This window comes from Streptomyces sp. CA2R106, from assembly GCF_037034245.1.
Classification (GTDB): Bacteria; Actinomycetota; Actinomycetes; order Streptomycetales; family Streptomycetaceae; genus Actinacidiphila.
Genome location: NZ_JBAGKC010000006.1, coordinates 266,273 through 278,851, shown reverse-complemented (window position 1 = coordinate 278,851; position 12,579 = coordinate 266,273). Strand labels below are relative to the sequence as shown.

General features: G+C 75.6%; 10 protein-coding genes. 7 read left to right on the top strand and 3 right to left on the bottom strand.

Annotation, left to right across the window (positions count from 1 at the left end; genetic code table 11):
- Positions 1 to 32 precede the first annotated feature (32 nt).
- The 3 genes from WA788_RS12290 (at position 33) to WA788_RS12280 (ending at position 2,614) form a co-directional block, all read left to right on the top strand.
- On the top strand, positions 33 to 680 hold the full coding sequence (locus WA788_RS12290) for a TetR/AcrR family transcriptional regulator (protein ID WP_335976127.1): 648 nt from the start codon (positions 33 to 35) through the stop codon (positions 678 to 680).
- A 61-nt stretch (positions 681 to 741) separates the two neighbouring features.
- Complete coding sequence (locus WA788_RS12285) at positions 742 to 1,743, top strand: aldo/keto reductase family protein (RefSeq protein WP_335976124.1); 1,002 nt, start codon at positions 742 to 744, stop codon at positions 1,741 to 1,743.
- A gap of 130 nt (positions 1,744 to 1,873) precedes the next feature.
- Positions 1,874 to 2,614: a phosphatase PAP2 family protein gene (locus tag WA788_RS12280; RefSeq protein ID WP_335976119.1), complete on the top strand. Its 741-nt coding sequence runs from the start codon at positions 1,874 to 1,876 to the stop codon at positions 2,612 to 2,614.
- On the opposite strand, the gene WA788_RS12275 is transcribed toward WA788_RS12280, so the two are convergent.
- Complete coding sequence (locus WA788_RS12275; RefSeq protein WP_335976114.1) at positions 2,604 to 3,875, bottom strand: transglycosylase family protein; 1,272 nt, start codon at positions 3,873 to 3,875, stop codon at positions 2,604 to 2,606. The two genes, WA788_RS12280 and WA788_RS12275, sit on opposite strands and share 11 nt — an antisense overlap.
- A 148-nt stretch (positions 3,876 to 4,023) precedes the next feature.
- Between WA788_RS12275 and WA788_RS12270 the strand changes: the two genes are divergently transcribed.
- The 4 genes from WA788_RS12270 (at position 4,024) to rho (ending at position 10,216) form a co-directional block, all read left to right on the top strand.
- Positions 4,024 to 5,025, top strand: coding sequence for an LLM class flavin-dependent oxidoreductase (locus WA788_RS12270; RefSeq protein ID WP_335976109.1), 1,002 nt, complete (start codon positions 4,024 to 4,026; stop codon positions 5,023 to 5,025).
- Between the two features lie 154 nt (positions 5,026 to 5,179).
- Positions 5,180 to 6,457, top strand: a complete 1,278-nt coding sequence (locus WA788_RS12265; protein ID WP_335976104.1) for a D-alanyl-D-alanine carboxypeptidase family protein — start codon at positions 5,180 to 5,182, stop codon at positions 6,455 to 6,457.
- A 113-nt stretch (positions 6,458 to 6,570) separates the two neighbouring features.
- Positions 6,571 to 8,676, top strand: a complete 2,106-nt coding sequence (locus tag WA788_RS12260; RefSeq protein ID WP_335976100.1) for a restriction endonuclease — start codon at positions 6,571 to 6,573, stop codon at positions 8,674 to 8,676.
- Positions 8,677 to 9,040: 364 nt separating this feature from the next.
- Positions 9,041 to 10,216 (top strand): transcription termination factor Rho, encoded by a 1,176-nt coding sequence (gene rho / locus WA788_RS12255; RefSeq protein ID WP_335976095.1) that lies wholly within the window; start codon positions 9,041 to 9,043, stop codon positions 10,214 to 10,216.
- A 63-nt stretch (positions 10,217 to 10,279) separates the two neighbouring features.
- On the opposite strand, the gene WA788_RS12250 is transcribed toward rho, so the two are convergent.
- Both WA788_RS12250 and WA788_RS12245 read right to left on the bottom strand, forming a co-directional pair.
- Entirely contained in the window at positions 10,280 to 10,891 is a 612-nt protein-coding gene (locus WA788_RS12250) for a M23 family metallopeptidase (protein WP_335976092.1), read from the bottom strand.
- A 560-nt stretch (positions 10,892 to 11,451) separates the two neighbouring features.
- Positions 11,452 to 12,468 (bottom strand): GNAT family N-acetyltransferase, encoded by a 1,017-nt coding sequence (locus WA788_RS12245; RefSeq protein ID WP_335976088.1) that lies wholly within the window; start codon positions 12,466 to 12,468, stop codon positions 11,452 to 11,454.
- Between the last annotated feature and the right edge of the window lie 111 nt (positions 12,469 to 12,579).

The following is a 12,579-nucleotide window of genomic DNA, read 5'->3' as shown; positions in this document are numbered from 1 at the left end:
GCGAGCCGCTTAACGAAACAGGAGTCCCGTTTATGGTGGCGAAGGACGTGGCGAAGGACCAGGACCCCGGTACCGTCCGGCCGGGCGGGCGCACCGCCCGGGTGCGGACGGCGGTGCTCGCCGCCGCCGGCGACGCGCTGGCCGAACAGGGCTTCGCCCACCTCGACCTGGCCGACGTCGCCCGCCGCGCCGAGGTGGGCCGTACGACCGTCTACCGCCGCTGGGGCACCGTGACCGGCCTCGTCGCCGACCTGCTCGTGGACATGGCCGAGACCTCGCTGCCGCGCACCGAGACCGGCTCGCTGCTGGGCGACCTCACCGCCAACGCGCAGCTGGTGCGGCGCACCCTCGCCGACCCTCGGCAGGGCGCCCTGTTCCGCGCGGTGATCGCCGCCGCCACCTGCGAACCGCGCACCGCCGAGGCGCTGCACCGCTTCTACGACACCCGGGTCCAGGAGTGGGCGCCCTGCGTCGAGCAGGCCGTCGCACGGGGCGAGGCACCCGAGGGCACCGACCCCTGCGAGGTCGTCCGCGCGGTCTCCGCGCCCCTGTACTACCGCCTCCTCACCACCGCCGACGCCCCCGACGAGGCCGCCGCCCACCGCGCGGCGGCCGCGGCCGCCACTGCGGCCCGCGCCGGCGTCTACGTCCGCACGCGGCCCCGGCCCGCCCGGCCCTGACGCCCGGACCTGCGGGGGGACCCTGCCGGCGGGTCATTGCAGGCGCATAGGGTCGGGGGTCATGGAATACCGTCACCTCGGCCGCAGCGGCCTGTTCATCAGCGAGATCGCCTACGGCAACTGGCTCACCCACGGCTCCCAGGTGGAGGAGGACGCCGCCACCGCGTGCGTGCGGGCCGCCCTCGACGCGGGCATCACCACCTTCGACACCGCCGACACCTACGCGCAGACCCGCGCCGAGTCAGTGCTCGGCCGCGCGCTGAAGGGCGAGCGCCGCGAGGGCCTGGAGATCCTCACCAAGGTCTTCTGGCCCACCGGCCCGGGCCTCAACGACCGCGGCCTGTCCCGCAAGCACATCGCCGAGTCGATCAACGCCTCGCTGCGCCGGCTCCAGACCGACCACGTGGACGTCTACCAGGCGCACCGCTTCGACGTCTCCACCCCGCTGGAGGAGACGATGGAGGCGTTCGCCGACGTCGTGCACTCCGGCAAGGCGCACTACATCGGCGTCTCGGAGTGGACCGCGGACCAGATCCGGCGCGGCCACGCGCTCGCCCGCGAGCTGCGTATCCCGCTGGTGTCCAACCAGCCGCAGTACTCCGCGCTGTGGCGGATCATCGAGGGCGAGGTCGTCCCGACCTGCGAGGAACTCGGCCTGGGCCAGGTGGTGTTCTCGCCGATCGCGCAGGGCGTGCTGACCGGCAAGTACCTGCCCGGGCAGCAGCCCCCGGCGGGCTCGCGCGCCACCGACGACAAGGGCGGCTCCGGCATGATCAGCCGCTGGATGCGCGACGACGTGCTGGAGCGGGTGCAGCTGCTCCAGCCGCTCGCCGCCGAGGCGGGCCTGTCCACCGCACAGCTCGCGGTCGCCTGGGTGCTCCAGAACCCGAACGTGTCCGCGGCGATCATCGGCGCCTCCCGCCCCGAGCAGGTCACGGAGAACGCCAAGGCCGCCGGTGTGACGCTGGAGGCCGAGCTGATGGCGCGGATCGAGGAGGCGCTGGCCCCCGTCGCGACCACCGACCCGAAGCGGGTCCACGACAACGTGCCCGAGCGCCGCTGACCGCGCGGCGACTGCCCGGCCGGGCCCGTGCCGCCGCGCGTGGCGGTACGGGCCCGGCCCGCGCCGGGCGTACGCTGACGAGACCGCCCAGACCTCCTCCGCAGACGTCCGCCGAAGGCACGCCCGCCCGATGACCCGCACGCCGTACGACCCGCCGCCGGCCCCGCCGCACCGGTCGCCGTACTCCCGGCGCGGCCTGGCGTGGGCGGTGGGGCTCGCGGCGGCGTTCGCGGCGCTGGCCGCGGTGGTGCTCACCCGCCACGGCACCCCCTACCCCTTCGACACTGGCCCGGTCGACTGGTCGGTACGGCACCGCCCGCACGCCTGGTCGACGGCCGGCCGCTTCGTGACCGACGCGGGCACGGGCCCCTTCCCCTACCTGGCGGCGGCGGTCGGCGGGTGGCTGGGCGGCAGCCGGGGGCGGGCGGCCGGCGCCCGCGCCGGGGTGCCCACGGCGCTGCTCGCGGTGGTGGCGCTGCTCGCCGAGCAGATCGTGCGCACCGCGCTGATGACGGCCTTCCACCGGGCGCGGCCCCCGGCCGCGGACTGGGCGGTGGCCGTGACGGGGCACTCCTTCCCGTCCGGGCACACCTCGTCGAGCGCGATGGCGGCCGGGCTGCTGGCGTGGGGCGCGCTGCGGGCCCGCCCGGGTGCGGTGGGCCGGACCGTGGCGGCGGTGTGCGTACTGGCCGCGGCCGCGATCGGCTGCTCCCGGGTCTACCTGGCCGTGCACTGGCCCACGGACGTGCTCGGCGGCTGGCTGTACGCGGGCTGCTGGCTGCTGCTGGTGCTGCCGCCGCTGAGCCGGTTCGCCCGCGCTCAGGAACGCGCGGGCGGTGCCGGTGGTAGCGGGGGCGGGGTCAGACCGTGACGCCGTGGGCGCGCAGGAAGTGCAGCGGGTCGATGTCGTCGCCGTAGTCCGGCCCGGTGCGCATCTCGAAGTGCAGGTGCGGGCCCGTCGCGTTGCCGGTCGCGCCCGAACGCGCGATCCGCTGGCCCTCGTTGACGTGCTGCCCGACCCGCACCGAGATCTGCGAGAGGTGGCCGTACTGGCTGTACTCGCCGTCGGCGTGCTTGATGACGACCTGGTAGCCGTACGCCCCGCCCCAGCCGGCGGTGACCACGGTGCCCGCGGCGACGGAGTGCACCGCGGTGCCGGTGCCGACGAGGAAGTCCACGCCGGTGTGCTGGCCGCTGGCCCAACTGCTGCCGCCCACGTGGTAGCCGGTGCCGATGGCGGCGTGCACGGGCACGGTCCAGCTGGACGCCTTCTTGGCCGCGGCCGCGGGGTGGGCCTTCTTCGGCGCGGACTTCGCGGCGGGCTTGGCGGGGGCCGCCTTGGCGGCGGACTTCGCGGCGGGCTTCGCCGGCGCGGCCTTGGCGGACGTGCCGAGCGTGAGGTGCTGGCCGGGTCTGATCAGGTCGGGGTCGTCGCCCACCACCGCGCGGTTGCCCGCGTACAGCGCCGGCCAGCCGCCCTCGACCCGGTGGTCCGCGGCGATGCCCGAGAGCGTGTCGCCGCGCACGACGGTGTAGGGGTCGCCGGCGGCGGGCTTCTTCGCCGGTGCGGCCTCGGAGACGGGCGCGGCTTTCCCGGCCGCGGGCTTCTTGGCTTCGGGCTTCTTGGCCGCGGGCTTCTTGACCTCGGGTTTCGCCGCCGCCTTCGCCGTACCGGCCTTCGCCGGCTCGGCCTTCTTCGGTGCGGCCTTCTTCGTCCCGGTGGTCACGTGCACGGTGTGCGAGGCCGTCGCCGCCTCGCGGGTCAGCCCGGCCCGCAGGGAGCAGACCGGCCACGCGCGCGGCCCCTGGCTGTCGAGCACCTTCTCGGCGACCGCGATCTGCTCGCTCTTGGAGGCGAGGTCGGCGCGCGGGGCGTACGCCGTCCCGCCGTAGGCGCGCCAGGTGCTGGCGGTGAACTGGAGCCCGCCGTAGTACCCGTTGCCCGTGTTGATCTTCCAGTTGCCGGAGGACTCGCACTTGGCGACCTTGTCCCAGACCCCGGTCGTGGCCGCCTGCGCGCTGCCCACGGCGATCAGCGGCAGCGCGAGCCCGGCGCCGCCCGCGGTGACGGTCAGCGACGCCTGCGAGACCCGGCTCGGACGGTAGCGGCGGTGGCGTCCGCGTAAGGCCATGGCACGCGTCCTTTCCCTCCCCTGCCCGGGCCGTCCCGGGCGGGCCGAAGAAGCGGCCCAAAGATAGGCCCGCCCCGGCGCCGCCACAAGAGCACCCGCACCCGCACCAGGTGGGACTAGGCGGCGCATCCGGGGCGTTGTACTCCAAGTGACCTCCGTGCTGCGCGCCACCCCGTTCTCCGTCCTGGACCGGTCCCGGACCCGTCAGGGCGAGGACCCGCCGTCGGCGCTGCGCGAGACCGTCGGCTTCGCCCGCCGGATCGAGGCGCTGGGGTACCACCGGTTCTGGGTCTCGGAGCACCACAGCGTGCCCGGGGTGGCCGGGTCGGCGCCCACGGTGCTCGCGGCGGCCGTGGCCTCGGCCACCTCGCGGATCAGGGTCGGCACCGGCGGGGTGATGCTGCCCAACCACCGGCCGCTGGTGGTGGCCGAGCAGTTCGGGGTGCTGGAGTCGCTCTTCCCCGGGCGGATCGACATGGGCCTGGGCCGCTCGGTCGGTTTCACCGGCGGGGTGCGCAAGGCGCTGGGCCACGGCAAGGAGGCCGCCGACGGCTTCGGCGACCAGATCGCCGAGCTGCTCGGCTGGTTCGACGGCTCGCAGCGCGCCTACCCGCAAGTGCACGCCTGGCCCGCCGAGGGGCTGCGCCCGGCGCCCTTCCTCCTCGCCACCGGCAGCGGCGCCGATCTGGCCGCCGCCCACGGCCTGCCCCTGGTGATCGGCGGGATACGGGGCGAGGACGCGATGCTGCGGGCCGTGGACCGCTACCGCGCCGCCTTCCGCCCCTCGCCGTGGGCCGCCGCGCCCTATGTGGTGCTCTCCGGCACCGTGGCCGTCGCCGCCACCGGCGAGGCCGCCCGCCGCCTGCTGGTCCCCGAGGCGTGGGCCACCGCCTACTCGCGTACGCACGGCGTCTTCCCCGCGCTCGCGCCCCACGCCCAGGTCGCCGCCGCCGCGATGTCCGACGCCGAGCGCGAGCGCTTCGAGGCGGCGATGTCCGGGCAGGTCAGCGGCAGCCCGGACGAGGTCGGGGCGCGGCTGGAGTCCCTGCTGACCCGCAGCGCGGCCGACGAGTTCCTGGTGACCACCAGCACCTACGACCGCGCCGAACTCCTGGAGTCCTACCGCCTGCTGGCCGAGCTGCTGCGCTGACCGCCGCACCCGACGGGCGGTCAGCTCACCCCGCCCGGGGGCGAGGTGACGGCACGTCCGGTCGGCCGCGGGCACTCCCCCGACGGAGCAGCGGCCTCACCGGGATGGACGGTGCCACCGCGCCAGTGGCGTTCATCATTCCTACGGTGATCGCATGACTGCCATCCGTCCCGTTCGCCCCTCCGGTCGCCGCCGCACCGCCGCACCCGCCGCCCTGCCGGCCGCCGTGCTGGCCGCCGCCTGCTGCCTGACCGCGCTGACCGCAGGACCGGCCGCAGCCGCCGGCGGCTCGGCCGGCACCTCCTCCCAGGCGTCGGTGGACCGTACGCTGCTGGCCGAGCCCGGGGTGCACGCCATGCCCCGCGCCGGCGCGCCCGACCTGCCGTCCGGGCTGTCCGCGCTGTCCTGGACGGTCTCCGACGCCCGCACCGGCCAGGTGCTGGCTGCGAAGGACGCGCACCGCAAGCTCCCGCCCGCCTCCACCCTCAAGACCCTCTTCGCCGACACGGTGCTGCCCCGCTTCCCCGGCGACCTCAAGCACAAGGTCAAGGACTCCGACCTGGCCGGGCTCGGCGAGGGCAGCAGCCTGGTCGGGGTGCAGCCCGGCCAGACGTACACCGTCGCCGACCTGTGGCGGGGCGTCTTCCTCGCCTCCGGCAACGACGCCGTGCACGTCCTGGCGAACATGAACGGCTCCGTGGCGAAGACCGTCACCGACATGCAGGCCAAGGCGCGGATGCTGGGCGCCCTGGACACCCACGTCGTCACCCCGGACGGGTACGACGAGCCGGGGCAGGTCTCCTCGGCGTACGACCTGGCGGTGTTCGCCCGGGCCGGGCTCGACAACCCGGACTTCGCGCGGTACGCCTCGACGAAGGACTCGCAGTTCCCCGGCGGCTACGACGCGCACGGCTCGTACGTCTCGTCCTTCGGCATCGAGAACACCAACCGGCTGCTGACCGGCGAGAAGGGCGTCAGCGCGTACCCGGGCCTGGTCGGTGTGAAGAACGGCTACACCACGAACGCGGGCAACACGCTGGTCGCCGCCGCCCGCAAGAACGGCCGTACGATCATCGTCTCGGTGATGAACCCGCAGTCCGGTGAGACCAACGCCGTCTACACCGAGGCGGCCAAGCTGCTCGACTGGGGCTTCGCGGCGGCGGGCCACACCACCTCGGTGGGCACGCTCAACGCCGCGGCGCCCGCGCGGTCCGCCGACGCCGAGCAGGCCGGGAGGACCGGGAAGGCCGCCGGCGCCGGGGGGAGCGCCAAGGCGGCCGGTTCGGCGCCGCAGGAGGCGCACGCCGCCCCCGTCGCCGCGCACTCCGCGGTGGCCTCGCCGACGGCCTGGGCGGTCGGCGGCGCGCTGGTGCTGCTCGCCGGCGCCTCGGTGGTGGTCCTGCGGCGGCGCGGCACTGCGAAGAACCGGTGAAGCTCCTGGCAGAGGGGTACTCTCTGTGACGGGGCGGTCGGGCCGGGCGGTGGGCGCGAGCCGGCGGCCGCCCGTGCGCTGACACGCGCCGCCGGAGGGGGAGCCGCAACCAGATGAGCCGTCGTTCGACCGGGTCGGTGGCCACATGGGCCGAGACCCAGCGCCAGCAGCAGCGGCAGGCGGAGGCCCAGCACCGGGCCCGCGAGCAGCAGCGGCGCGAGGCCGAACGGCGGCAGCGGGCCGCCGAACGCGCCCAGGCCCGCGCGCAGCGCGAGCAGCAGGCGGCGTACCGGCAGCGCCGCGAGGAGGACGCGCGCCGGCGCACCGACGAACTGGACCGCCGCCGCGCCGAGTTGGCGGGCCTGCTGCGGGCGGGCTGCGCGGCGCCGCTCTTCTCGCCCGAATCGCTGGTGCTCTCCGAGGAGTTGGAGCCCTTCGCGCCCGGCCCGCTCGCGGTGCCGGTGGCGCTGCCGCGGCTGGAACAGTACGCCCCGGCGCACCGCTCGGCCTGGAGCCTGGGCCGCCAGGACCGGCAGGTCCGCGAGCGCTACGAGCACGACCTGGCGGTCGCGCGGGCCGCGGAGGCGCAGCGGCAGCGCCAACTCGCCGACTACCAGGAGCGCTACCGCACCTGGGCGCAGCAGCGGCTGGCCGAGGTGCGGCGGCACAACGCGGGGGTGCGCGACGCGCTGGACCGGCTGCGCGCCGCCGAGCCGGAGGCGGTCGAGGAGTATCTGACCGGTGCGCTGTACGCGTCGCGGGCGTGGCCGGAGGGTCTGCCGCGGCAGGTGTCGGCGAGCTTCGAGGCGGCCGAGCGGCAACTGGTGCTGAACTGGGAGCTGCCCGCGTTCTCGGTGCTGCCGCAGGCTGCCGCGGTGCGCTACCTGCCGAGCGTGGACCGCGACAAGGAGGTGGCCGCCCCGGTCACTGAGCGGCGGGCGGCCTACCGGGATCTGCTGGCGCAGTGCCTGCTGCTGGTGCTGCGCGAGCTGTTCGGCGCGGACCGGTTCGGCCTGCTGGACTCGGTGGTGCTCAACGGCTTCGTGGACGGCACCGATCCGGCCACGGGGCACCGCAGCGCGGTGTTCCTGGCCACCGCGGCGGTCTCCCGGGCGGACTTCGCCGCGGTGAACCTCGCACAGGTCGACGCGGTGGACTGCCTGGTGGACGGGCTGGGCGGCGAGTTGTCGGCGCGCCCGGACCGGCGGGCGGCGGTGGCGCCGCTGCGGCAGCCGGGCGAGGCGGGCCGCCATGTGGTCACGCACGGCGGCGGCGAGGAGCCGGACCTGCTGACGATGGACCCGCTGGAGTTCGAGGAGCTGGTCGCCGAGTTGTTCCGGGCGATGGGCATGCGCGCGCTCACCACGGTGCGCTCCGGTGACGGCGGGGTCGACGTGGACGCGCTCGACCCGGACCCGATCCGCGGCGGCAAGATCGTGGTGCAGGTCAAGCGCTACCGCAACACCGTCTCGCCCAGCGCCGTCCGCGACCTGTACGGCACGGTGCAGTCCGAGGGCGCCAACAAGGGTGTCTTGATCACCACTTCGGGCTTCGGGCCGACCTCGCACACCTTCGCCAACGGCAAGCCGCTGACGCTGGTGTCGGGCCCGGAACTGGTGGACCTGCTCCACCAGCACGGGCTGGGCGGGCAGTTGGGCCGGACCCCGGCCGTGGCCGCCGGCGGCCAGGCGCCGACGGCCGGACAGGACCTGGGTGTCGACGACGAGCCGGACGCGAGCGTGCTGGGCATGTGGTGGGCCGGGGACGTGGCGCTGGACGTGTGCGCGCTGGTGTGCGCGGGCGGCCGGGTGCTCGGCGACGACCACTTCGTCTTCTACAACAACCCGCGCACCCCGGACGGCAGTGTGCGGATGATGCCGCCGCTCGGCGGTGACAAGGCGGCGGTCTGGGTGAGCTTCGACCGGCTGCCGGCCGCCGCGGACCGGGTGGTGCTGGTCGCGGCGATCGACCCCGCGGTGAACCCGGACGCCGACCTGGCGGGCTTCACCGACGCCCGGATACGCCTGACCGACCCGCAGGGCAGCGAGGCGGACCGGCTGGCCGTCTCCGACGGCCGCCCCGGCGAGACCGCGCTCGTGCTCGGCTCCTTCCGCCGCCGCTCCGGCGACGACTGGGCCTTCGTGCCCGGCGGCAAGGGCTACCAGGGGCCCGGCGGCCTGGTCGAGCTGGTGCAGGAGCACGGCATCGAGGTGGAGTAGGGCGGCGGCGGTCCGCCGTGTGCTACAGTCACCGTAGGGACTTGTAGGTCGCGTCTTTTTGACAGCGCCTCGTCCCCTCCCCCGCTCGGTTCTCGTCCGAGTGCGGTGCCTTCCCCCGCAGTGCGCGTCCCGCCGCTCCCCACGTCCGACGTCGTGGTGCGTGCGCCGAGCCGCACAGCGCGTCTTTCCGTACGGCGCGCTTTCCCGTACGGCGCGGCAGCGGCGGTCTTCTCCCGCCCGCGCCCTGCCGTCCTCCGCGGTACCCGGAGCGTGAGTCCTCCGCCCGGACCGCCCCCCTCCCATGCGACCCGGCGGCGCCCGACGCCGCCGACCCGAACTTTCCGTCCGCGAAAGGACGACTTCCATGACCGACACGATCACCTACCCCACGACAGACATCACGACCGAACGCCCGCCCGCCCGGCGGGAGGTGCCGCAGCGGGTGACCGGCGTGCTCGACACCGAGCGCGGCGGCCAGGCCCGGCTGCGCGGCCCCGGCCTGCTCCCCTCGCCCGACGACCCGGCGGTGCCGCAGGCGCTGGTGCGCCGGGCCGGGCTGCGCAGGGGCGACCTGGTCGAGGGCAGCACCGGCAAGCCGGGCGCCCTCGCCGACGTCCACCTGGTCAACGGGCTGCCGCCCGCCCCGGCGCGCCCCCGCTTCGCCGACCTCACCCCGCTGCACCCCAAGGAGGCGCTGCGGCTGGAGAGTTCGGCACTGAGGGGCTCGCCGGCCGCCGCGAACCGGGTCATCGACCTGATGGCGCCGGTCGGCAAGGGCCAGCGCGGGCTGATCGTCGCGCCGCCCAAGGCCGGCAAGACCGTGCTGCTCCAGGGCATCGCGGCCGCGGTCGCCACCAACCACCCCGAGGCGCACCTGATGGTGCTGCTCGTCGACGAACGGCCCGAGGAGGTCACCGAGATGCGGGCGAGCGTCCGCGGCGAGGTCATCTCCTCGACCTTCGACCAGCCCGCCCGGCAGCACATCCAGGTCGCCGAACTCGCCGTCGAGCGCGCCAAACGGCTGGTCGAGCAGGGCCGCGACGTCGTCCTGCTGCTCGACTCCCTCACCCGGCTGTGCCGCGCCCACAACAACAGCGGTGCCGGCAGCGGCCGTACGCTCTCCGGCGGGGTGGACGCCGCAGCGCTGCTCGGGCCGAAGAAGCTGTTCGGTGCGGCCCGGCTCGCCGAGGAGGGCGGCTCCCTCACGATCCTGGCGACCGCGCTGGTCGACACCGGCTCGCGCGCCGACGACTTCTACTACGAAGAGCTCAAGAGCACCGGCAACATGGAGCTGCACCTCGACCGGTTCCTCGCCGAGCGGCGGGTCTTCCCCGCGATCGACATCGCGACCTCCGGCACCCGCCGCGAGGAACTGCTGCTGCCCGCCGAGGAGTTGGCCGTCCGCCACCACCTGCGCCGGGCCCTGGTCTCCCGCGACCCGCACGCCGCCACCGAAGTGCTCCTCACGCGCCTGCGCGAGACCCCGACGAACGCGGACTTCCTGCGCACCGCCCGCGCCACCCTCCCCGGCGCGGCATAGCCCCGCGCGAGTACCCGCCCGCGCCGCGGCGGCCCCGCCACACCGGCGGGGCCGCCGCGTCCGTCAGATGGTGACGCCGTGGCCGCTCATGTACGCCACCGGGTCGATGTCCGAGCCGTAGCTCGGCGTGGTGCGCACCTCGAAGTGCAGGTGCGGGCCGGTGACGTTGCCGGTCGCGCCCGACACGCCGATCTGCGTGCCCTCGGTGACGGTCTGGCCGGCGGAGACCAGCACCTTCGACAGGTGGCCGTACAGCGTGTACTTGCCGTCGGCGTGGCGGACGATCACGTCGTTGCCGTACGCGCCGTCCCAGCCGGCCGAGACCACGGTGCCCGCGGCGACGACGTGCACGGGGGTGCCGGAGCCGACGAGGAAGTCGACGCCGGTGTGGGAACCGCTGGACCACAGCGAGCCGGACGCCTTGTAGCCGGTGCCGATGGCGGCGTCGCCGACGGGCTTCATGTAGCCGGTGGCTGCGGACTTCGCGGCGGTGGTGGTCGCGGTGGCGGCGGTGGCGCTCTTGACCGGGGTGGCAGCGCCGGCGTGGGTCGCGGCCACCAGCGGCAGCACCAGCGCGGCGCCGCCGGCGCCCGCGGCCACGTAGAGGCGGGTGAGACGGGGCAGGCGGCGGCCGCCCAGGGTGCTGGACCTGCGGTGCCGGTTGTGTGCGGGCATGGGGGATGTCCTCTCCTACGCCTGCGAGGTGAGCTGTCGGGTTCGGGCAGGAGATGCCCGGCCGCGGCTGCGGCTTCACCCCGAGCCGCCCGGGTGCGGCCGCCGCTGGCGCGGCGGCCGGTCCGGGCGGCGGACTACCGTGGGTCCCCCGCTCCTGCCGTGTCGGTGCTCGGGTGGTCCGCGCGTCGGGCGGTGGCAGGACTCGGCGGTCCGCCCGGCGGATGGGAAGCGGGGGTGCCCCGCACCGACGGAACCTAGGGGACCGGCCCGGCCCGGGCAAACAGCGCGGGGCGCCGGAGCGCAGGCCGCCGTCACGGTCGGCGACCGCGCCCCCGAATGTCCGTGATGCGAGCGTTGCGCCGAGTGCGCCGACCGCCACCGTCCATCACGAACAGCCCGCCGCCGCGACGTTCCGTGCGGCTTCGGACCGCGCACCGTACATGTCCGGCGACCACCCGGTGATCCCGCTCACAGAAGTCCCAATTGCCCGAATTAGCATGGTATTTCAGGTCATGCTGTGACCTGCGGCACGCAGGTTCCCCGGGTCGCGCGAGGCCGCTTCAGAAGGTGCCCGCGGGACCGGTGAGGCGGTGGTCGAGCATGCGGGCGAGGCGGTAGGCGACCGGGCGGAAGCCGATCGCCGGCAGGTGTCCGGCCGCGTGCGGGGACGCGGACGGCCACTGCGCGGACATGTACCGGTGCCCGGCGTCGTACGCCCAGGCCAGCGCGGTCGCCAGCAGGACCCGGCTGATCCCCTCGCCGCGGAACGCGGGCTCGACGTACATCTCGACGAGTTCGACGCAGGACGCGGGCACCACCGGGTCGGGCCGCGCGGGGACCAGCACCACCATGCCGATCTCCTCGCCCCGCCGGGACGCGATCCACGCGCCGCACCGGGTGTCCGCCAACGCGGCCGCGTAGTGCACGCGCAGCGCCGCCAGCGCGGCCTCCGGCTGCGGCTGGAAGGTCGCGGTGCCGCGCTGCCGCCGGGCGGACTCCGCGGCCATCCGGCCGATCTGCGGCAGGTCGCCCGGCCCGGCCCGGCGGATGGCCAGCCCCTCGACCCCGCGCGGCTGCCGCCCGCGGGCCTTGACCGCCATCAGCCCGCAGACCCGCTCCCGGCCGAACCCGAGGTCGGACCAGGGCGCGGTGCCGACCTCGCCGGCCGGCACGTCCACGTAGTGCGCCAGCCGCTGGTCGGCGACGAGCCGTTCGGCGACCCGGACGTACAGCGCGCGCAGCACCTCGCTCTCCCGCCCGGCGGGCAGCGCGTGGCCGCCGTAGGGCACGAGCGCGGCGCGCGGGTGGCCGCGCAGGGCGGCCGGGTCGTCGGGGGCGAGGTCGACCGGTACGGCCGCCAGGTGCCCGATCAGGCCGCCGTCGCCGTCGAGCGCGCGGACCGCCTCGATGCCGGGCGTGCGGTGCAGCCCGTCGAGCAGTTCCCCGCCGCGCACCGGGCCGTCGGCGAGCCAGGACCGCTGCGAGGGAGGGCGCCGGGCCCGGGCGAACCAGCGGTCGTACCGCTGGACGGCGAGGGGTATGTGCTCGGTGGTCAGCGGCGCGATGGCGACAGTCATGGTGCTCGTGGACGCTAGCGGTGGGCGCCGTCCCAGGGCAAGGCGGGCCCGGCCGGGGGCGGGGACAGGTCGGGACGGGTGCCGCCAAGCGCCCGAAAGTCGGTGCCGCGC

Coding starts and splice junctions, on each gene's coding strand:
- WA788_RS12290 (WP_335976127.1), top strand. CDS start 33: ATGGTGGCGAAGGACGTGGCGAAGGACCAGGACCCCGGTACCGTCCGG.
- WA788_RS12285 (WP_335976124.1), top strand. CDS start 742: ATGGAATACCGTCACCTCGGCCGCAGCGGCCTGTTCATCAGCGAGATC.
- WA788_RS12280 (WP_335976119.1), top strand. CDS start 1,874: ATGACCCGCACGCCGTACGACCCGCCGCCGGCCCCGCCGCACCGGTCG.
- WA788_RS12275 (WP_335976114.1), bottom strand. CDS start 3,875: ATGGCCTTACGCGGACGCCACCGCCGCTACCGTCCGAGCCGGGTCTCG.
- WA788_RS12265 (WP_335976104.1), top strand. CDS start 5,180: ATGACTGCCATCCGTCCCGTTCGCCCCTCCGGTCGCCGCCGCACCGCC.
- WA788_RS12260 (WP_335976100.1), top strand. CDS start 6,571: ATGAGCCGTCGTTCGACCGGGTCGGTGGCCACATGGGCCGAGACCCAG.
- rho (WP_335976095.1), top strand. CDS start 9,041: ATGACCGACACGATCACCTACCCCACGACAGACATCACGACCGAACGC.
- WA788_RS12250 (WP_335976092.1), bottom strand. CDS start 10,891: ATGCCCGCACACAACCGGCACCGCAGGTCCAGCACCCTGGGCGGCCGC.
- WA788_RS12245 (WP_335976088.1), bottom strand. CDS start 12,468: ATGACTGTCGCCATCGCGCCGCTGACCACCGAGCACATACCCCTCGCC.